The 21,252-nt window shown below is 58.1% G+C and carries 18 protein-coding genes and 1 pseudogene; 8 read left to right on the plus strand and 11 right to left on the minus strand.

The features are described 5' to 3' along the window. The first annotated feature begins 282 nt into the window (after positions 1-282). The 4 genes from HV796_RS45710 to HV796_RS35660 all read left to right on the plus strand — a co-directional run bounded on the left by HV796_RS45710 (position 283) and on the right by HV796_RS35660 (position 3,824). Entirely contained in the window at positions 283-474 is a 192-nt protein-coding gene (locus tag HV796_RS45710; RefSeq protein ID WP_175232573.1) for a hypothetical protein, read from the plus strand. 854 nt (positions 475-1,328) lie between these two features. Then, positions 1,329-2,843: an IS21 family transposase gene (gene istA / locus HV796_RS35650; RefSeq protein WP_175232574.1), complete on the plus strand. Its 1,515-nt coding sequence runs from the start codon at positions 1,329-1,331 to the stop codon at positions 2,841-2,843. Continuing rightward, positions 2,815-3,606 (plus strand): IS21-like element helper ATPase IstB, encoded by a 792-nt coding sequence (istB, locus tag HV796_RS35655; RefSeq protein WP_175232575.1) that lies wholly within the window; start codon positions 2,815-2,817, stop codon positions 3,604-3,606. Before istA ends, istB begins: the two co-directional genes overlap by 29 nt. Then, a complete protein-coding gene (locus tag HV796_RS35660; protein WP_175232576.1) occupies positions 3,603-3,824 on the plus strand; it encodes a hypothetical protein in 222 nt (73 codons plus the stop codon). Before istB ends, HV796_RS35660 begins: the two co-directional genes overlap by 4 nt. 95 nt (positions 3,825-3,919) lie before the next feature. On the opposite strand, the gene HV796_RS46440 is transcribed toward HV796_RS35660, so the two are convergent. The 3 genes from HV796_RS46440 to HV796_RS35670 all read right to left on the minus strand — a co-directional run bounded on the left by HV796_RS46440 (position 3,920) and on the right by HV796_RS35670 (position 6,371). Continuing rightward, positions 3,920-4,204: a reverse transcriptase domain-containing protein gene (locus HV796_RS46440; protein ID WP_246356226.1), complete on the minus strand. Its 285-nt coding sequence runs from the start codon at positions 4,202-4,204 to the stop codon at positions 3,920-3,922. After that, a complete protein-coding gene (locus tag HV796_RS46445; RefSeq protein WP_246356227.1) occupies positions 4,204-4,716 on the minus strand; it encodes a reverse transcriptase family protein in 513 nt (170 codons plus the stop codon). Before HV796_RS46445 ends, HV796_RS46440 begins: the two co-directional genes overlap by 1 nt. A gap of 779 nt (positions 4,717-5,495) precedes the next feature. Next, entirely contained in the window at positions 5,496-6,371 is an 876-nt protein-coding gene (locus tag HV796_RS35670; protein WP_175232577.1) for a hypothetical protein, read from the minus strand. Between the two features lie 62 nt (positions 6,372-6,433). Between HV796_RS35670 and HV796_RS35675 the strand changes: the two genes are divergently transcribed. Next, positions 6,434-6,598 carry a hypothetical protein gene (locus HV796_RS35675; RefSeq protein WP_175232578.1) on the plus strand — a complete coding sequence of 55 codons (165 nt, stop codon included), beginning with the start codon at positions 6,434-6,436 and terminating at the stop codon, positions 6,596-6,598. Between the two features lie 1,360 nt (positions 6,599-7,958). Here the strand turns inward: HV796_RS35675 and HV796_RS35680 are convergent. Together HV796_RS35680 and avrBs1 are read right to left on the minus strand one after the other, a co-directional pair. Then, positions 7,959-8,834 carry an OspG family effector kinase gene (locus HV796_RS35680; RefSeq protein WP_175232579.1) on the minus strand — a complete coding sequence of 292 codons (876 nt, stop codon included), beginning with the start codon at positions 8,832-8,834 and terminating at the stop codon, positions 7,959-7,961. A gap of 98 nt (positions 8,835-8,932) precedes the next feature. Next, positions 8,933-10,261 carry an AvrBs1/Avra family type III secretion system effector gene (gene avrBs1, locus HV796_RS35685; RefSeq protein WP_246356228.1) on the minus strand — a complete coding sequence of 443 codons (1,329 nt, stop codon included), beginning with the start codon at positions 10,259-10,261 and terminating at the stop codon, positions 8,933-8,935. Between the two features lie 340 nt (positions 10,262-10,601). Here avrBs1 and HV796_RS35690 point away from each other — a divergent pair, with 340 nt between their 5' ends. After that, positions 10,602-11,030 carry a hypothetical protein gene (locus HV796_RS35690; RefSeq protein WP_175232580.1) on the plus strand — a complete coding sequence of 143 codons (429 nt, stop codon included), beginning with the start codon at positions 10,602-10,604 and terminating at the stop codon, positions 11,028-11,030. A gap of 1,193 nt (positions 11,031-12,223) precedes the next feature. On the opposite strand, the gene HV796_RS35695 is transcribed toward HV796_RS35690, so the two are convergent. The 6 genes from HV796_RS35695 to bcaP form a co-directional block, all read right to left on the minus strand. Continuing rightward, positions 12,224-12,460, minus strand: a complete 237-nt coding sequence (locus HV796_RS35695; protein WP_175232581.1) for a hypothetical protein — start codon at positions 12,458-12,460, stop codon at positions 12,224-12,226. Positions 12,461-12,888: 428 nt separating this feature from the next. After that, entirely contained in the window at positions 12,889-14,067 is a 1,179-nt protein-coding gene (locus tag HV796_RS35700) for a porin (RefSeq protein ID WP_175232582.1), read from the minus strand. A gap of 1,234 nt (positions 14,068-15,301) precedes the next feature. After that, entirely contained in the window at positions 15,302-15,505 is a 204-nt protein-coding gene (locus HV796_RS44485; protein WP_246356229.1) for a hypothetical protein, read from the minus strand. 77 nt (positions 15,506-15,582) lie between these two features. Then, entirely contained in the window at positions 15,583-15,858 is a 276-nt protein-coding gene (locus HV796_RS44490; RefSeq protein WP_246356230.1) for a hypothetical protein, read from the minus strand. An 11-nt stretch (positions 15,859-15,869) separates the two neighbouring features. Further along, on the minus strand, positions 15,870-16,586 hold the full coding sequence (locus tag HV796_RS44495) for a type IV toxin-antitoxin system AbiEi family antitoxin (protein ID WP_246356231.1): 717 nt from the start codon (positions 16,584-16,586) through the stop codon (positions 15,870-15,872). A gap of 274 nt (positions 16,587-16,860) precedes the next feature. After that, on the minus strand, positions 16,861-18,282 hold the full coding sequence (gene bcaP / locus HV796_RS35715; protein WP_175232583.1) for a branched-chain amino acid transporter BcaP: 1,422 nt from the start codon (positions 18,280-18,282) through the stop codon (positions 16,861-16,863). 654 nt (positions 18,283-18,936) lie between these two features. Between bcaP and HV796_RS46015 the strand changes: the two are divergent. Both HV796_RS46015 and HV796_RS35725 read left to right on the plus strand, forming a co-directional pair. Continuing rightward, positions 18,937-19,089, plus strand: a pseudogene (locus tag HV796_RS46015) (DUF2326 domain-containing protein); the annotation flags it as partial. 1,390 nt (positions 19,090-20,479) lie between these two features. After that, on the plus strand, positions 20,480-20,896 hold the full coding sequence (locus HV796_RS35725) for a hypothetical protein (protein ID WP_175232584.1): 417 nt from the start codon (positions 20,480-20,482) through the stop codon (positions 20,894-20,896). Positions 20,897-21,252 lie beyond the last annotated feature (356 nt).

A 21,252-nucleotide genomic window follows, 5' to 3' on the forward strand; every position in this document is an offset into this window, starting at 1 on the left:
ATCCACGCCCACCGCTGTGCGATTCATGCTGGATCTCCGGTATGCCTATGCGGACCTCAATAATGTTCCATTTTGGCCCTTGCATACGGTCAGTTCGCAAGGGTCGATCTTGGTTTGCTGACGTTTCACTGGGCGGGACGCGTTCATTTCATTCCTGCCTTGGGTCGTGACGATCAGACGCTGACTCGGGTAGGGGGGCATATATGGACCAGGGGTAACCAGTGCGCTGCGAGCCGATTCATACGCTGACTCGTCAGACGATGCTTCTGACTTCGACGGCGAATGCGTGAAGCCCAGGAAGTCGAATGTCTGCGGCTTGCTCCCGTCCCGACGTCGGCAGTTTTCGCGGGCGAAACGCCCGAATTCAATCAGCCGCGTCTTGCTCTCGTGCAGCTTCAAGCCGAAGCGGCCCAGCCTGTCGGTTACCGCACGCTGGAAGCGCCCGGCATCCCTCAGGTGTCGATGGCGGTCTAAATCCGCGTAAATCTGGCGACATCAGGTAGTGACGACATTGCGCGAACGCGCGGCTAAGGCGCAATGAAGGCATTCAGTGGATTTCGTTCAAATGCAGGGTAACGCGGTGTGTGTCGTAAGGAGCCCGAAGGGCGACTGGAGACGTGCGCCGCGCGCGTTATCGCGCGAGCGGTCGGCCACATGTCAGAAACGCGGTTCGCCGAAGAAACAACAGGCGCGGCACCGTCCTAAACCGCCAAGTTCAATCCGGTGTCGCGCCCCACCCAGCCCTGAGCAGCCTGCCTGCTGGCAGCCAACGGGACGTGTGAGGCTGCAGTATCGCATCCCTCTCGCGGTCCCGTCGATCTTCTCTCCCGCAACTTCTTCTTCGGCGTTCCATGAGGACCGCCGATGCCCGAAGGAAATCTCTGTGGGATGCAGCCCACGGGCCGCCTGTTGCTGTGCGCCCGCTGCCGGGCGCAGGTATTCATCTGTCGTCGTTGCGATCGCGGCCAGCGCTATTGCACGGCTGCGTGCTCGCGCGCGACGCGCCGCGAGAGACAGCGTGAAGCCGGGCAGCGCTATCAGCTCACACGTCGCGGACGTCATATGCATGCTATGCGTGCGAGGCGTTACCGCGCCCAACGCCAATTAGTGACGCATCACGGTTCACCCGCTGCCGGTGCAGATGATGTACTGCCTGCGGCCCCGGACGATGTCGCTGTCGCACTGGCAAACGTCGTCGCCAACACGACGACATCGGGCTCGCCCCGATGCCGCCGCTGCAACTGCCTGCTCTCACCGTTTGTGCGCACAGGCTTCATACGTCGCCGGGGTCGTCGCTGTGTTCATCCACCCGACTACGGAGACTGTTTGTGACCATCACCGCCGAACTGGAGGCGCAGATCCTGCGCCTCTACCACGTCGAGAAGTGGCGTTGCGGCACCATCGCCACGCAACTGCATGTGCATCACACCACCGTGCAGCGCGTGCTCGCGCAGGCCGGGTTACCCCGGCATGGCGCACCGCTACGCACCTCGATGATTGACCCCTATCTGCCGTTCATCCGCCAGACACTGGAGAAGTTCCCGACGCTCACGGCCAGCCGGCTGTATGCGATGGTGCGCGAGCGCGGCTACAAGGGCGCGCCGCACCACTTCCGCCACCTGGTCAGCCTGCATCGGCCGAGACCCCCAGCTGAAGCGTTCCTGCGTCTGCGCACGCTGCCCGGCGAACAGGGGCAGGTCGACTGGGCGCACTTCGGGCACCTCGAGATTGGCCGCGCGCGACGACCGCTCATGGCGTTCGTGATGGTGCTCTCGTATTCGCGCGATCTCTACCTGCGCTTCTTCCTCGACGCCCGGATGGAGAGCTTCCTTCGCGGCCACGTTGGCGCGTTCAACGCCTGGTGTGGTTTGCCCAGAGTCCTGCTTTACGACAATCTCAAGAGCGCGGTGCTGGAGCGCCAGGGTGATGCGATCCGTTTCCATCCGACGCTGCTCGCGTTCGCCGGTCATTACCGTTTCGAGCCTCGTCCGGTGGCAGTGGCACGGGGTAACGAGAAGGGGCGTGTGGAGCGCGCGATTCGCCACGTTCGTGAAGCGTTCTTCGTGGCGCGCAAGTTCGCCGATCTCGCCGATCTGAACGCGCAGGCCGAGCACTGGTGTCGTACCCAGGCGGCTGACCGGCCCTGTCCCGAAGACCGGACCATCACCGTGCGTCAGGCGCTTGCACAGGAACAGCCTCTGCTACTGCCACTGCCCGGGAATCCGTATCCGGTGGAAGAGCAGCTCGCCGTGAAGGTCGGCAAGACGCCGTATGTGCGCTTCGATCTGAACGACTACACGATCCCGCATACACACGTGCGCCGCACGCTCTCCGTACGCGCCGATCCCGATCAGGTCCGGGTGTTCGACGGTGCCGACATGATCGCCAGTCATCGTCGCAGCTACGACCGTGCCGCCCAGATCGAGAACCCGCTACACCTGAAGACACTCGAGCAGTTCAAGCGCCAGGCCAGACAGCACCGCGGCGTGAACAGCCTGACGAAGGCCGTGCCGGCCTGTCAACTGCTGCTCACACGCGCGGCCGAACGCGGGGCGAACCTCGGTGCGCTTACCACTGCGCTGCTGCGCCTGCTCGATCGCTATGGCGCGGCCGATCTGCAAACGGCCGTCGAGGATGCGCTACGCGCGGGCTCCGCACACACGAACACGGTGCGTGCAGCACTGGAGCGTCAACGCGCCGCACGTGGTGCACCGCCGCCCGTAGCAATGAAACTGCCCGAGCATGTGCGGCGCAAGGACACACCTGTACAGCCGCATCGTCCCGACACCTATGACCAACTGGGCGCTGAAGAGCATGACAACACCGAACCCGAACAACAATGAAGCCCTGCGCTCGCGCGCGAAAGCGCTGCGCCTGAACGGACTGGTTGAACACTGGCCTGACGTCGAGGGTGCCCAATGGGTTGCGCCGCTGCTGCAGTGGGAGGAAGACGAGCGCGCGCACCGCTCACTGCAGCGGCGTATCCGCGATGCGAAGCTCGGCCACTTCAAGGCGCTGCCTGACTTCGACTGGGCGTGGCCCAAACGCATCGATCGTGGCGCCGTCGAGGAACTGATGTCACTCTCGTTCCTTGCTGACGCGACCAACGTTGTGTTTGTCGGTCCGAACGGCGTCGGCAAGTCGACGCTTGCGCAGAACGTGGCGCATCAGGCGCTCATCGCGGGGCATACGGTGCTGTTCAAGTCCGCCAGCGAGATGCTCGGCGAGCTCGCCGCGCTTGACAGCGATTCGGCGCTGCGCCGGCGATTGCGCCACTACGCCGCGCCGGACATCCTGGTGATCGATGAGGTCGGCTATCTCTCGTACTCCAACCGTCACGCCGACCTGCTGTTCGAGTTGATCAGCCGCCGGTACGAGGCCCGTTCGACTATCGTCACAACCAACAAGCCGTTCAAGGAATGGTCGGACGTGTTCCCGAACGCGGCCTGTGTGGTGTCGCTGGTCGATCGGCTCGTGCATCGCGCCGAGGTGATCCCGGTCGAAGGCGAATCGTACCGGCTCAAGGAGGCGCGTGAACGCACCGAAGCCCGTGCCCGGCAACGCAGTAAAAGGAAAGGCGACCCGACGAAGGGGGCATCTGTATGAACGGGAAACCGCTGCTTCCCTCAGGTCGCCGGCGTGGCCTGCCGTTCGTCATGCCCGACGACTGGACACCCGAGCAGGCGCTCGCCGCATTCGAATTGCTCGAAGATCTGCTCGCCGTGATCTCGGACTTCTACGCAACCCGGCTTCATGAGCTGCTACGCGAGCAGCGCTCGCACACAAAGGCCCCGCCTGCGACAAAGCGCGATCCACCGTTCTAACGGCTTCGCCCTCTCATTGCACAATCAAGGGGCCCGCGTGGCCCCTTCGTCGTTGAGCGTTTCGCTCAACATCTCGTCGTCATCTATCCGCGCTTTTACATCGCCATCAACATCAGGTGCTGAAACCCCGCGACCCAATCATCGGCGTAACGCACAACGATCATGTCGCCCTCGGCGTGCCGCGCACGCCACTGCTTCACCCACAGGTCGAACGCGTAATGGAGATAAATGTTCGACCACAGCGGCGAGATGCTGCCGCCCTGAACTGTACCGACCTCACTCTGCCTCAACCTGCCGTCTTCCAGCACGCCAGCGTGCAGCCATTTCTTGATGAGCCGCACCACTCGCACGTCCGCCACCCGGTGCTCGATGAATCTCATCAGCCAGTCGTGTTCGATTGTGTCGTAGAACTGCTGATGTCCGCATCGAGTATCCAGCTCACTTTCCTGCGCTCAATACCCACGCTCACGGCGTCGAGCGCGTTGTGCGCGCCCTTGCCGGGACGGAAGCCGTAACTGAACCCGACGAAGTCCTGTTCGTAGATCGCATTGAGTACCTCGACCGTGGCAGGCTGGACCAGCTTGTCCTCCAGCGCCGGCACACCCAGCGGGCGCTTCCTGCCGTCGGCCTTGTCGATGTACACGCGTCTGACAGGCTGGGGCCGGTAAGCCCCTCGGGCCAGCCGGGCGCAGAGGTCCAGAAGCCGCGCTTCGAGGTCCAGTCCGTACGACTGCCATGTCTCGCCGTCCACCCCGGCAGCAGCCCTGCGCTTAAGCGCATGGTAGGCTGCCCGCAGGCGGTCGACCGCGTAGATGTGATGCATCAGGGTGGTGAACTTCGCACCCGGTCGGCCTTTGGCCGTCTGTCGTATGCCGTCGAGCGCCGTTCCCATGTCATATTCCCGCCTCGAACTGCGGGACATGCGCGCCGCGACTGCATTTCCCTTGGCCTGCCGCCTTCCCTCCACTGCCTCCGCCGCCGCAGGAGTTTCACCCGCAGCCTTGTTCGGCAGCTTCCCAGGTATTACGCAGCAGTCCGACTTCCCGCGCCCATGACTCATCGTCGTACGCCCTCAGGCTTCACGATGCGCACTGCACCCAACGCTTCCCGGCGGGGCCCAGTAGAGCGCGGGATCTCCCGGTTCCCGAGCAAAGTGTTTCCGCGCGTGCACGGGGTCTCTGACCGCGCGGGGTCCACTACTGCCTCGCCAATACGGCAGCAACGGTGTGGCCTTCGATACCTGCCTGGCATCTCAGCACCCCGAACATCTCGCGGATTTCGCCACGACGCTCTATTACGCGGCTCAATACCCGGCCCGACGCGTACCCCTGTCATTCGCTTCGCTTCGCCTGCACCCTCGCGGATACACACGCATGACTCGGGGCCGCCGTGGCTGGCCAGGCCTTCAACGTATGACTCTTTCATTCACAACACCTTGCCGGTTTTGACCGGCGCACGGACGCGTTTATTTCATTCTTATTTCCTGGTCGCTGCTACATCCGTATCGCTCACCCCCAAGCCTGCCGAGCAAATCGATCCCGCAACGGGTCATTGAAAGATATGATGACGACCAGATGTCATGGGCATTGACTGACATATGCTTCGGGGTAGCCCGGTGAAGCCGTCATGGAGGTGCCTGCCGCCTGCGCTGTTGTGCGCGCTTCTGGCAGTTCAGGTCATGACGACTACTGCCTGCAGATGCCTTAGGATCGTCTCATAGTCCGCGTCGGTCAGGAGTTTGCGGATAAGAGCTTCGTCATTGGCCCGATCTTCCAGCGCGCGGGCCTGCGCCCTGATAGCGTGGGCATCCCCATCGCCCAAGGCCTCTTCGAGACCCTTGAGTTCATCGTTGTACTCGAGCGCGCGCGCCTTCTGCTCCCCGATACCAGCCCTGCCAAGCGTTTGCCGCGTCACGGCCAACGCGGCCTTCACGCGGCTGACCTCTGCCTGGAATGCCGCCTCCGCGCCATCCAAGCGCGCCAGCACACGTTCATGCGTGTCCAGCCCTGTCATTCGGAGTTCAGGGTGAGCGAGCGCATCGAGGGCCACAGAGCCAGCCGGGCGGGGATCGCCGCCACCGCGGAGTTTTGCTCCGCCGAGCTCAAGGGTTTGTGGCACACGAACGGCCTGCACTATGTCCAGTGCCGCAGACAGGACCGCACCGGCCTTTGCGCCGAGTGCAAGGGCTGCGCGCAGGACGGCGTGCGGCTCCGCGTCCATCTCCGCCAGATGTGCTTGCGCGCGCAGGGCTGCCCGTTGGTCGGTATCTTCAGCACGCGATGCTTCCATTTCCAAGGCTGCGCCCAGCGCCGCGCCTGCTTCACGGACCGCACAGAGTGCTGCGCGCGGATCGACACCTTCAATTCGGGCCAGCCGCAGCGCGTCGTCCGCGGAACCGCCCAAAGCGACTGCGGCAGCCAAGGCCTGAAGGACCGTCGCGAAGGCATCTCGTGAAACCGCCATAATGACGTGCTCATCGATGCGTCGCTCACGGGCCGCTTCCACAACCGCGACTGGATCTGCACCGGCGACAAGGGCAGCGCGCAAGGCTGTGCTCGGCTCCGCGTTGGCCTCAAGCGCCGCCCGCACTGCCTCGCGAGCGCCTTGCCATGCTACGGGTAACCGACGCGTCGCTGTATCTGCCGCTTGCTGCACTGCCGCCGGCACTGAATACGCTCGACGCGCCGCGGCGACAGCTTCACGCACTGCCTGTCCGGTGCGATCCGCGCGGTTCCCGCCTTGGGCTCCCTGACGCGCCAGCCGTGCTGAAGTGACGTCCACGTCGACCTGAGCAAGAGGCCGTGTTCGTGCACGCTCCATGACGATTTGATGGTCAGTTAGGGCCTCTAAGCCGAAGCCGCGCCATTCGGGCGTGGTCGGTACCTGAATCGCCTCACGGTGCAGCATGGTGCGCTGTGGAAGCCAACGCGCACCGCTGGAGGATGCCGCATGCACTGCCGCACTATGAGCGCGTGCCGCATCCGAGAGAAATGCAGCTTCCCACCGCCTTGCAGATAATTCGATGCGCATGTGTGCTGCCTCGAATGCATCGCGGTTTAACGGCGCCGCGTGTATCGAGGTTCCGCGTGTTCGGGCCAAGCTGCCAACCCGAGTGGACAGCCCCTCCGCCAGCGCAAGGTAGGAAGCGTCGCGGGGCCGAGGCGCGCGCGCAGCGAGGGGTTCGGCTGACCTGACGCTCGCGAGGCCGTCAAACGGGCCAGCGTGTGGGCTTGCGGCACCTTGGCCGCGCAGCGGGTAGTCGCGCATGTATGTGTCGGGCTGCTGGAATAACGTTCCGGTCCGACACTGTACGGGCACCGGGGCTGACTGCGTCCAAGGGTTTGCGCAATCGTCCGCACCATGGCGAAATTCGGTAAGGTCGAGGTTTTCCACGTATGGCGCGCCGTCGGGAGTTCCGCATTTTTCGGAGATCAGAAAATAGCGGATACGACAGCGATTAAGCGTGCGACACGAATGCCCGCGCCGCATTCCGCTCGAATACGGTTGCGCCTTTTGCGCATGGGTCGGTCGTTGATGGAGAAATCAAGTACCTCGCGTGCTCGCATATCGCAGCACAGTCTGCGGCGGGTCGAGGAGACTCATCAGGGTGCTGCAGCCTGAGCATCGACAGAGGCGACGCCTCGCGCGCCTTGCGGCAACTCCACATCACCGTCGGCAATACTGTCGACGTATTGGTTTCGAAGGCTTTGGCCTTACCGATTGCGGTCGCGATCGCTTGAGTCTTCGTCTTGCGCCCGGCAATAATCCGGCCGAAACGCCCCATTATCTGTGTGATAGGGATGTGCGTCGAACCCTATCGTTCGCGGCCCGTTCAGAAAACGAGAGGGAGCGCTGACGGCGTCAACAATGCAAGCGATGCTTTTCGACGACTGAGGTGCGAGTCCGACGGACGATCGGCACCCAGCAAAACAGCACCGCGTACCGCACGACCTCGCTTTCGTTTTCCCTCCGGCTTGCGCAGGATGCCATGGTGGTTCGCTACCTTGAGGCAGGCAAGCCTGCGTGACACGGGCAAACTGACCCACGGGACTCCGGCGCAGTTCGATCCTGTCGAGCGACACCGTGGTCCTTTACTAGGCGATTCCCCAGGTCCAATTAAGCCTCCTCGGATTCTCATTCGGCTATCTGCCTTTTGAGGTCATCGCGGGATCGAACTGTATCAACGTGCGCCGCCTTTCGTTCCTGGCTGGACACTATCTGTGCCTCCAACGCGGGAGGTGACGGCAAGTAGTCGGACATCATTTCGCGCATCACATAGTCAAACTTATCTTCTTCGTACTGGTTAAAGATTGCCAGAATTTCTTTGTCCATCGTGTGGTATTCGTCATAGGCGTTACTGATGTCAATTGGCCAGAACCTTTCCGCTTTTTCGTCATAGAGGATGTTTCCTTGATGAAAATCACTGTGCATTATCTTGTGGTCGCCCAGATCCATAATCAACCTCATGTAAAGTTCTTTGCTATTGGCGGGAAGGTCGCCTTTTCTCAAGCTATCGAGCGGAATCCCTGGGACTTTTAGCATTCTCAAGTACGTATTTCCCGATGTCACCCCATACCCTTTGGGGCCCTTGAACACTTCGGCGCTACCTTCTCCATAGAATCGGTTGAATAACCGGGCTTGCTCTTCGGCCTCATGCTCCATGCCGCGTGATGCGAATTCCTTAACGACAAACCCTTCATTTTGCGTATCTTCGCGAACTTCTCCCTCCACACCTCGGCCAAGGCGTTTCCCATCCTTAAATTTTATGACGCTGTTTAATTTGTTTTCGTTTCCCGAACTCCGAACTGTCGAAAATTTGCTTTCAACCGCTTCCGTAGGTGCTCTTGAGTTGAGGGCCGCGAGCTTGGTAATAGGCGCCATGCGGCCGGACAATGACGCGCTCAAGCGAACATCCGCGTCAGGGAGGTGGTGTGTTTCGGAGTTTACCGAGCGGGTGTCGGAAAATTTTTGGACTTTCATGGGCTCGTCAAAAAAGTGATAGATTGCCACCACTCTCGCCGAGTGTATGTGTCCCAGCGCAACGCTCGATGCCCCGCCGCAATCCAGCTTTCTACGTCAGTTCTCAGTGGAGGACAGATCCCAAGCGATTACAGATGCAGGAGCCTGGAAGACAGAAAGAGCCGCAACCCTTCCATGACATCCTCGGGTGGGAAGTCAGTCAGGCTTAGGGCTCTCAGCTGGCTACCTGCCTCCTGGTGCTCGTAAACACAGAGAGATATCCCGGCACGCAACTGGCTACAAATATCGTGCAGGACATTTTCGCGCGTTTTGCTGGAAATGCACTCCAGATTTCGTAGGGTCGTTTGCAGGTCATGGATTTCATTTGTGTACGACCATGAAAATTGACGCTTGAGAAAGTCCGTCAGTTGGGACCCGGCAATACCTTCGCGTTCCATCGCAAGAGCCATCGCGGTCATTTCAAGATTGAATTCCACTAGGGTTGCAACGGCCACTGCGCCGTTCTTCCCAACTTCGAGCGCACGTGCATCCCATAATTCGAGCTTCGTGCAATATTCGTTATGTCTAAGGGGCTGGCCAGGACGGCTCATCTGCAGCCGGCGCATATGTTGGGCGAGCTCCATCAACGAATGGCAGAATTCGTGAGCGTACCTATCCGGCTCCTCCTTCATATACACCTTTGCCTTTTTCTCCAGCATGTCAAGTCTCTGCGCATGGCTCAGCCAATTCGCCGCTTGTTCGTATTCCGCATCAAATGCCTGGCTGGAAGCAAACGAATGCACGTCGCCAAAGCCGTTGCGCCGTTCAACCGTGGAGGAAACAGAACCCGCCAGTGGGTTCGGCACAAAAAAAATGACTGACGGCAAACCTTTCCATTTCGGACGGTGGGGTTTCTCCATCAGGGAAATTGTGTTAACCTTCGCGTCGCACGCAATGACTGATGAAGGCGTCATTACAATTCGCCTGCCGAAGATATTGTTCGCCAGAGTGTCAACCTCGCGTCTCGCGGGGGTCTTTCCTGATCCACCAAAATGGCATACGGCTTCATCGTCGCTGGAAAAGCGCAGCGTTCGGATGGCCATTGGTTCCCCTGCACAAAACTTCTTCTCCACAATGGCATCTTCGCTAAATGGTGCCGTTACAGCCGACACTATCGGGTAAATGTCCTTCCCATTCGACTGCGCCTTGCGCGCCTGCTCGTAAACACGAGCGATGTGTTGCACCTGAATTTTCTTTTCCTGGACACACTGCAGTAGTTGCCGCAGACGCGGCGCGAGGGACGAAACGGTCCTACCAGAACTGAGCGTTGTACCTGTACTGGTGGACGACGAGGAACCTTGCGGCTGTGCCGACCGTTTGGAAGAGTTAGGAGCGAGTGTTACTTCAGTCATGGCTGCTTTGCCTTGGTCGAACTGACTTAAACCGAAAAGGGACTTCTGGAGGATATGGCACGACATGCGTGTTCCGCAAAGCGAGCATGCGTTCCATGCGCCGGGCCATGATGCCGCTACAGAGAGCACTGCGAACAGCGACGGTACTGGTAAGCGCTTTTACTCCGTCTTCCTCTAGGTAATCGAAACCTGTTTCGGCGCTTGCGCATCGAACCGTTCGTGAGCATGAAGCGATGATCGTTCTGAGCGGTGAACCAGCCAGTCGAAACTGCAGGCGCTCGCGTGGCCCGTCGCGCTAACAGAAGCGATCGGGTGCGGACAAAAGCTCGCCGATCTGCGGTTGTCGGTGCGCAAGTGGAGCCGCCTCGCCTGTGGCACGAGCCACGAGCGCGACGCAAACGCCGCGATGAATCTGGAGAACATGGCCGTGACTTCTACAGTGTTAGGAGACGAAGGCTTTGGTGGCCGTCAGAAGACAGCCACACCGCAGACCTGGGTGAAGCAGAAATTTAGCTTTGAACGTGTTTACGCAGGTTTCACACATTCCCCTGAAGTCTCCAAAGGACTACAGCTCATTCGGGTTTGCTTCCCTACAGGGCGACCTGCTTTGGGACAAACCGTAATTGCTCCTTCGCCGGTGTGGAAAGATCCGCATCGAGATGCCTGCGACCTTAAGCGTTTTTCGGCGCGCCATGGCATCCAAAATAATCCTGATCGGACCAACAGCATGCTCGACAGCCCCCGAAAAAGACTATCACACAACCACCAGCGCAACGCAGATGAACAGGCCCACTACCTTGCCAAACAACGTCGGTGGGTAGAGACACAGCAATAGAAAGCAAATGATCCAGATGATTTCGGCAATGCTTTTTGGGGGCAGGCTTCTCATTTTTTTCCAAGACATCTGGTAATTTTAGAAGAATCACGACACCACTCCTACCTGGGGACAATCCGCACATAGTTTACGGATGCCCGAGAAAGCGTCAAGGACTGGACGACAAAAGCTCGAAGACCGACTGCGACGTCAGCCTGAACCGACATCGCGATGCCTTTGCAATTCCCCGTTGACGCATGAACCCTCAACCCGGCGAATTTGTCGCCGAGCATGTCTATCGAATTGCAGCATAACGCCTTAAACCGTGAACATCCCGAGCGGATGTAATTCCGGGACACGGAGCGAAGCGAAAGAAATCGCAAATGCACGAGACGGGTCGCCAGTACTATCAGGCGCATCCCGCTTTCGAACCTACGTCAGAGAGCCAATTTCTAATTGCAAGTTTCCTAATGATCAGAAACCACCAAGCGAGGAGGATTCGCCTTCGTTTCGGATTACCGGGATCCGATTTCGCAAACTGCGCCCCCCCCTCAAGGCCCAATAGTATGGCACTCAGTAGAGTGTCCACATTATCGGAAACCGCATCGTGGATTTCCAAGCCGGCCTTAAATAGCGACAGTTTATGTCGCTAAACATTGAAAATCATCGCGCAGCGCACAAACCGTTTCCAATAACCCGTGACTCGGTGGTTCGGATGATGGTGCCTGATCTGTCGCTCATGCGAATGCCCACAGTCAGAAGGCGTTGCGGGCTTCAGGTACCCTGTCCGCTGGACTGCTCCAGGGCATGAATCCCTGCGGCGACACGGTGTGTACCTGCTCGTCGCAGGCGAGTGGCAACGCTACCCGAGCGGCGGCATCTCTGCCGGATCAACAGATAAACAACACTCCGGTCGCACTGCAGGGGTACATCTTGAGCGTTGTCGGCATAGCTAATTAGGAGACCGCAGCGCGTATGCGAGCTAACTGGCCGCGAAAGACGTGTCCACGTTAGCCGCACGGCGCGTATTCCTCGGCCCGACCGCGTTGCTGTTTGCTGCGAGCGCACGACATAGTCGGTCACCAGTACCACGAGATCGGTGTGCGACACTTTTTCGTTGCTGATTCCGCAGTGATCCACATTGCCGCGAAAGCCGAAGTCAAGCGTCGGAAACGCTCTCGAGAGGCTACCATGCTATTCGCGCAACAACTCAACTACACGAGACCTTCGCTTTGTGCGCACGCCGTTCGGGGCGAAACATGTCCAAGGTCATAGCGCTGCTCTGCCGGGTTCAACGTGTGCTTCACGTCGCGCAACGTATCGTTCAGTTTTTCCAGGACCTGCGCGACAACAGCCGAGACGAGGCGGCGGCCCGCGACCGCGCTCATCAGATCCTTGAGCGGTGCATTCGCCTGGAATTTGGCCACGGCCTGTTCGCGCACAATTTCCAACTTCTGCTCATGTGTTACCTGTTCGTCCCGCTCGCCCTGCTCACGTATGTGTTCGGTGTAAAGCTGTGTGCGTTCCTCAATATCGCGTTCGGCGCGCTCACACGCCCGCAACGCATTCGAGGGCGATCTCGCGCTCAACCTCCGGAACCAGATTGTCGAGCCACGGACGCCCAATCCGATTACCAAGCTCATTAGATTTAGCCGAGGGATGTAAGGAAGCAGCCCACCCATTAGCTACGGCGGTCCCTACGTCTACTTGTCGATAGCTCGATAAATACCCTATCACGTAGCGGCAGCAGTCCCACTCCACCACTACATCGCGCGCTCGTCGCGGCTTGATTGGCAGGCAACTTGGCACTCAGTTCCGTTCGCACAATGCTATGCATCACCGCTCAGGCCAATCCCATCGATGGACATGGCTCGCCGGTCTAGAATTGGTGACGGATACCGACACGCGCGGTGACCTGATTGCCCGTCGACGACGCGGTCAGGCCGTTGATCGCCGCGCGTGCCGGCGCAATCGTCGCTCCGTTCGCTGACACCTGTTCACCGGAAGCGTGTTGATACACGCCGATGGCGTAGACATCCGTGCGCCGCGAAATGAAGTAGTCCACACCGAGCATGCCTTGATGATACTTCGAGCCATCTCCCGGCCCGACGTCGTTGCCCTTGGTATAGTTGTACGCGGCGCCAACCAGCAAGGTTGGTGTAATCTGATACTTGAAGTTCACCTCCGCGTCGTTGAAGGTGGCTGTTTCGCCATTCAACGCGGACGGGCTTGTGCTGCCGATGCCGTAGAACTTCACGTTCGAGTAAGTCACGCCAAATGTTGCGGCGCCGAATGTGTAAGCACCACCCGCACCGACTACCTGATAGGTCCTCGCGGAAGCGAAACCCGCATAGACCGGCGTCGTCACAGCCGAAGCCGTTGTCGTGGTTGTATTGTTGCCGAATAGGCCGCCGCTCGTTGCCGGCGTGCGAGCGTTCAAATAACCGACGCCCAGTACAAACGGACCATTCGTGTAGCCTGCGCCCAACGACCATGTCTGGTTGCGAGAGTAATCGCCGGCGACACCGCCCACGCTGTACATGCCGCCGAACGTCAGGCCGGCGTAGTTGGTGCTGGTGAACTTGATTGCGTTGTTGGTGACAGATGTGTTATTGAAGTTGTCGACATCACCCGGATGAGCGGCGATATACCCACCCCACTGATCGCCCACTTCCAGTAGACCAACATAGTCAACGACGGAGTCATACTGGCGGCCGAGCGTGACGGTGCCGAACTGGCTACTGCCGAGGCTCACGTACGCCTGGCGACCGAAAATGAGTCCGCCCTGCCCAAGCGAACCGTTACTCCCATCGAAGCCATTTTCCAGCAGGAAGGTCACCTTCAGGCCCCCGCCCAGGTCTTCAGTCCCGCGAAACCCCCAGCGGCTGCCCGCGAGTACGCCACTAGTAAGGTCGTAGAGATGGCTGCCGCCGGAATTTGTGTTGATATTAAAGCCTTCGTCAACGATACCGTATAGGGCCACACTAGTCTGCGCGTGAGCGGTACACGCGAATGCGACGCCCAACACTACCGCCATTGCGGCCGGCAACCTTTTCATATTGAGACCTCTTAAGGGCATGGCGTCCGTGGCAACAAGGCACCAAGGGCGTCGAGGAAGATCTTTTACCTTTTCGGCAACTGTCAACTGAGCAGTTAATCGAGCGTCTGACGCCCGCCTGCGGGTTCGCTGGCTCTTGTGTTAAACAAGGAAATCTTGTTATAACGTCACAAAAAGATCTTTTTAACATCCTTTCTTCAATTATTTTTTAACATAATTTTATATATAAGTAGTACTTATTTTTTCAGAAAAATGAGACTTAACTAAAGATAAACACATTATTACCTACTGGACACATTTCCGCCCATCGGCAGCGACCCACCATACCGAAGCATCTCGATCACCAAGTCCGCACTTCAATATTTATTTATTTGTTTTTCTAACTATAAATTAACATACATCTCATAATTTAATAAACACCTCTCCGACCATCACACGCATTCGAGCTGCACCAAATGCAATACCGATCCAAATACAAGCACAATTCTTCTCCCAACACGGATGCATCCCACCGGATAATCAACCCACCCCAACAGCATTCCCGCTCTTTTTGGAAAGAATTTTGCAGCTTCCCCAATAGCCAGTCAAGAAAGATGATCCGATAACACTCAAAAAATCCATCTATCAGCTCTCTTAAAATTATTTTCAACCCCTATTTAATCAAACTCGATTAGCCTCCAATTTTCACAAAAAACACGGGATTTTCCTTCTGGCACGGGCACCTCGTCGTCATGCATGCACATCGAAAGCAGTCGCTGCGGACGCCAAAATCAATGCGATCATGATCGACGCAGTTATTCGGAGCACGTTACGAGAGAAACAGATATATCCCAACTGCAGACCCGCTACATCCAAGTCCTCGTCTTTGTACATGCCCACTATCACCAACGCCACCACCGAACGTCAACGCAGTGAGACGCGCGATTAGGCCGAGGGTGCACGATGTGGTGCCGCGGGGGCGCAGTTAATGACGGTGGCTGGATCAGAGCCGGTATATGGCGATCCAATGTTGAGTGCTCGGCGCATGACGATGACTCACGATCTGCACATTGCAGCCGCGGTCGATACACGGTCACCACGACTGGCAACGATGGCTTCGTGAACAGTTCCGGGAGAGGGTGCGCCGTCACGCAGGCTCAACGGATGCGCTTGCTCAATTAACGGATCTCCAGTCACGGGCAACCCGAAGCGTGGCGGTTAGACGGGCTGGGATGTCTGGCGTGGCGCCGCGCGGTCATGCGCCGCTGCGGCGTTGAGCCGCCGCGAGAAACCCCTGGCGGAACGGATCAAACACCGGACCGATCCGCTCAGCCGTTTCGGCTACGGGAATCCGCAAGCGGCTCGCTATGATGTGCGTGAGTATGAGCGGTGACGGCTCGTCCGGCGTGAGAACCGCGAGTATCTGCTCGCTGACTTCGCATGTAACAAGATGTGCCACGTCTCGATCGAGGAGCGCTGTGCATGCGGTGTCGGGGTCGTGGTCATGCTGTTTAATCAGATCAAGTCATAGTTGGTTTACAGCCTTTCGAGGCTTCCTGCTTCGCCGTACCACGCAAGCAGAAAAGCGGTGTGCGCGTCCTTGCGATCGACTCCGTGAACGATCCCGCTAAGTAATAACCTTGGGCGTCCTTGAGCTGGGAGTGAAGCGGCGGACACGACGAGGTTGGCATCCATGCGCACCGGCACCGCCGCGCGCAACGCTTCTTCAAAGCCAGCCTCGTTCATGCGGATCGCTTGCGCCCGTGACCACGCGATCTCGCCGCCGTCGTCCGGGCCCGAGTCGGACGACATCGAGCCATCTCCTAGCCCTGTGGCCGGTACCCGGTAGTGCAGGCGGCGCGCCGCATCCCCCGCCGCTCGAACTGACACGACGCAAGCAATTCCGCTCTGAGGCCATCATGCCCGGCCCGGCTTTCGATGGAAATACCGATATCGAAGTCTGCCGTGGCCCATGTCCGTTCAATGTCCTGAACATGCGTGAGCAGTATGTCACGCGCAGTGCACCGCCGACGAACCACGGGATGCCCTGGCAGTGGCCGCAACTGCCAGATCCCGCACAGAAGGGCGATCATTTGCGGTGGAGAGGCGCGATGGCGACGCGCATCAAGCAGGGAAATATTGTTCACGCAGCACTCTGGCCGTTTCGAGATTGCGCGAGTCCGCCGCTCGCGACGCAGTCGGCATAGGCCAGCAGGGGATGGCGCGACATTTTGCGGGTACGCGACCGAAGCGATGAACGTGATCGGGGACTTCAGCAACTTGATGTTGCCAGCTCGGTCAGGGCGCGAGCAAGCCTTGGCGATGCACTCCCTCGGCACCTCGTTCTCGCAGCATAAAGTAAATGCGAATGGTTTCAGGTAGCCAGTTAACACTGCAGCCACCGACTCCCCACCAAACTGGCACCGGCCGGGCATTTCGGGAACGTCTCGCCACCAGTCCACCATGTCAGTGCGGAATCGCCCCGGATCGAGTGATCCGCGGAGGCGCGACGGGTACAGCGTGGTCCATTCGTCGATCATCCGCCTTTGTTGGTGAACCGAAAGCCAGACTCACCGCGCCGTCCAATGCGATCGCGATGCTCCCGCATGCCGCGAGTTTCTGGGCCACGGGCCGTTGCATCTCATACGTTGCCGCCGAACTGCAGTTTGCGGAGACAGCGCGTTCATCGCATTCTTCAAGAGCCAGACCATCACCCTCTGGGCGTTTTCCGGCGCGACATCTGCACGCCTGGGGAGAGATGACGGGCACGTGACCAAGCGAAGACGCACAAAACGCCAGGTTGCATCGAACTGCCTAAGAAACCGGAACTTTGGCCTCGTTGGCCTCTTTGGCAAGCGTGGAATGCGATCGCGCGTAGACGAAATACACCAGCAGGCCAATCATTATCCAGATCGCGAACGCCGCCCATGTGCGCCAGCCTAGATACCCCATTAAAGTTGCACATGAAGCGATCGCCAGAAAGGGGACGATTGGAACGCCTGGGCACCGAAATGCGCGGGGCAAACCCGGACGCTTGACGCGAAGAACGACAACCGCAATAGACACCGAGCAGAATGCGGCCAACGTGCCAATGTTGATCAATTCAGCGAGCACGCGCAGGGGAACAAGGGCGGATAGCAGACCAAAGACGACTCCGACCATCCAGGTTGTCACGAAGGGCGTCCCATATCTGGGATGAATCCGGGACAGTACTGGCGGCAGAAGACCATCACGCGACATTGCGAACGCCACCCGGGTTTGACCATACGCCATCACCAGTATTACGGTCGTCATGCCGAGAATGGCGCCCACGTCAACGAACCCTGCAACCCACGACTCCCGCGCGTACTGAAGCGCCAATGAAATCGGGTGATCGACGCCCGCAAACTGGCGAAAGGGAACAATGCCGGTCATGATCGCAGACACCACCACATAGAGGAGGGAACATACGATGAGCGAGCCAATGATACCAATCGGCAAGTCCTTGGCTGGATTCTTAACCTCTTCTGCTGCCGACGTCACTGCGTCGAACCCGATAAACGCGAAGAACACCACCGCTGCCGCGCTGAGAACGCCCGATACACCGAAGGGCGCGAACGGGTGCCAGTTGGCAGGTTGAACGTGGCGAGCTCCGACCACGATGAATAAAAGTACCACGCCAATCTTGATGAATACCATTAGATTATTCAGCTTCGCCGACTCACGAATACCTATCGACAGCATCGTTGTCACCGTAAGCATGATGGCCATCGCGGGCAAGTTCACCCAGGTAGTCACGCCGGGTATCGCCCCGGGCGCGGCAGTGAAGGCCACAGGTAGGGACACGCCGAAACCTGAGAGCAGTGACTGGAAGTAACCAGACCACCCAACACTCACCGCCGACGTTGCGAGACCATATTCCAGCATTAAATCCCAGCCGATCAACCAAGCGACGATCTCTCCAAGCGTGGCGTAACTGTAGGTATAGATAGAGCCTGCCACCGGTACTGTAGACGCGAATTCAGCGTAACATAGTGCTGCAAAGGTGCACGCAAACGCGGCAACAACGAACGACACCGTCAGCGCCGGACCTGCCTTGAGCGCACCAGTGCCCGTGAGCACGAATATTCCGGTGCCAACAATCGCGCCCACACCCAACATAATCAGATCAATGGGTCCAAGAACGCGTTTGAGCCCGCCTGCGCGGCTCCCCGCAAGAATTAATTCGTCGATGCTCTTCTTTCTAAAAATATTCATAGATCCCTCCTCTTAGGGGCGATTTAAATATCCGATATCCCAATACACACTTGTTCGATATCAAGGAGATCTGACTGCAAGACAAGATGAGACGGGTCACCGTAATCTGACCACCGTTAAAAATCCGGGCGGCGCCGTGTGGCCAGATCATCACCTCCGCCAATGCACGCGTATCATTTTTTATACACAATGAATAATGGAATTAATACGATATCCTACGGCCTCTATCGGTGGATAGCAGAACGGTCCGATCGCGCTAGCAGTGTCCATGGAGATCGTCGGGAAGTAGTGCCATTCGTTTTCCTTAGTCCCCACGAGGTGGAAAAATCGGATGCGGACCGATGCCCCTCGTGCTCACTCAAAGTCTTGCCGAACCGTTCTCGACTCCACCACCGGGTTACATATTCCCAAGGCTACAGGAAGGGCCGCCGACGCCGCCCACATCTCCGACACTGCATTGCTCATCCGGAAATGACGCGCGCAGAACCGCGTAGTCGGGGATACTGGCGAATCCAGTGACTGCCTCGTCCAGATAAACGAGGTGAAATTCGACATATAGCCGGCGCAGCCATCCGTGCATGAAGCGATCGTAACGGCCGATGAAACCTCCAACGGGCTGACTGACAAGTTTCCGATGCAGGGAGAACGCGCAGCCAAGGCATCGAACATCTGAGGATTTTCTGCTTCAATATGGCACCGGTGCGCTTGTGCGTCGAGCAGCGGATGGGCTGGGTAATTTTGATCCATGACAGTCATCTGCTCAATGGCATCAACTGGCACATCGGTGACATTGGTGTGCTGGCTTAGCAGATACGCAGGGCCTGGTTTTTAGTAATAAGGGGACGGCGACCAAAGTCGACCGCTTGAAGAAACCCATCGATAGCTCGCAATCGCCACGACCACGCCTCCCCGCGCGTTTGACTGAAATCACTAAAAATCGCCAAACTTTTGATATCCCAATCACTCAACACATCAACTTAACTCCAGCCCAACAAAAATATGTACGCAATAATAAGTACATCCAAGTTCTATTAATCTATTTATCTTCACGAATACGATATCCGCGACGACACTCTATTTTCTCAAAATTTTACTCGATAATAGTGACTGTCGACGCTCCCTCGGCGAGCGCGGTGGTCATGGTGACAGCCGTCTCGATGCGACGCGAACAAGGTCACCTTTTTCGTTGCCCGCTTGCTTTCCCATAGTGACCCCAAGCACTGCGTGCATAGCAGCAGGAAGATCGCACCTTTTCTCCGAAGAACCCGCACACGGAACGTCAAACCTGATTCCAGGAATGGCGCGCATGCTTCACGCTACCATATCCTCTCGCCCGACCAGAACCGCGCGCAAAAGAGGGGGCGGAACCCTCACTCGATTCACCCGGCGCCGCCACCCAAGAGCTTTCTCTCGCCCGACAGCGGGCGGGTCGAGATAGGACCAACCCGCCGACATACCAATCGTATACCTACTCCGCTTCAGCCTGAAATTTTTTCATATATTAATTATATTTCAACCAATGTTTTTCACACCAATTAATCTTAAATAGTGTCAGCCTACAAAATCATACAATATCGATACTCAACTTCATTGCTATGCACGCAATTGATGACCTTCCTACACCTTACACAAAATCTGGCCAAACTGATCTCCACCTTGCAACGAGAGCGACGCTGCTGCGCTATCCGCATGATCGCGCGCAGGTCGTCGTTCACCATTGCCTTAGAACAGCCGGCCCGAACCAGCGTTACGTCGGCTGGTAGACCGATTTCCAGGATAGAAAGCCATTAGGCGACAAACGCTCCGGTGCATCCGCGCGTACAGTCCGGCGTAACACTACGGACATCTCGTGCAGTTCGTAGCGACGGGGCTCACGGAAACACGCGTCTTGAGCCAATAGACTGAGTGGGGGAGTGGATTTCGGGGGGGGGACAGGCGGTTGCGCTACCGAGCCGATGCGTACGCATCACAAAACCGTAAAGTGTCCCTGCCATAACACTACTTCACGGTACCCACCATGCCACGACAGATTACCGGACTTAACAACAACGGCGTCAATGCCTCCGGTTCCTACGAAGCTGACCACAATACCTCTGACAACGCGGCCTCGGCCCAGCAGACACCGCCCCCTCCAAGCTACAGCTCGCTTCCACAGTTCACAGCCCCGTTGGCCCCGCCCCCTCGTTACACGCCTCCAATGAGCACGGCGACGCAATCGTCCAGCTCACGCGCAACGGGCAATTTTCAAATGGACGCGCCCCCGCCCTACAAAGAGCCTCAAACACTGGCAACGTCCGCAAAAAAGGCGCAGGCGAAGTTTTTTGTTAATACTTTCTACCCGGTCGATACAAAGAGAGTCAGTGAACTTAAGAAAATGCTCGACAAAGGCACGCCGCCGCGAGACGCCGACAGGCAGCTGAAGCGGAGCGTGGATGCCGTTTACGACAGGTTCAGTAGGGGCGTGGAATCTAGCTCGTCGGTTGCGTACACGAATGGAAAGATCAGTGATCTCGTTGCACAGTACCCGAATTCGTTCGGCCCAGCGGCGCGCGACTACACCATGCGCCGAAGCCACGAGATAGATGAAGGACTCAAACGCAGAGACAACGCCTGAACAAGGATTCGGGGGTGAGTCTTGGCAACGCATCCGTATCAGATTTGCCTTGGTGGCGCAGACAGTCTACGGGCTTCGCCAGCTGCACGGAGCGTGGACCGTCGCTGGCCGAATTCGCCGCATTCTCACTGCAGCGCCTGAACGCGCTGATGCTGGTCCTTGCTGATCCAGCGTCGGACGTCCGATAAGCGTCTCGGCATACGCAGAAGCCCCGACGATTCCCACTGGTTTCCGACGCGGGTGCTAACTATTGAGTTTCCCATAAAACATGACAACCGATTCGATGCTGGCGCGTTATATCTCTAACGGATTGAATGGAGATACGCGCCATGGCAAAGAAGCCGTTGGACGAGGCA

Origin of the sequence: Paraburkholderia humisilvae (genome assembly GCF_902859855.1) — a bacterium.
In the GTDB taxonomy this organism is placed as follows: domain Bacteria; phylum Pseudomonadota; class Gammaproteobacteria; order Burkholderiales; family Burkholderiaceae; genus Paraburkholderia; species Paraburkholderia humisilvae.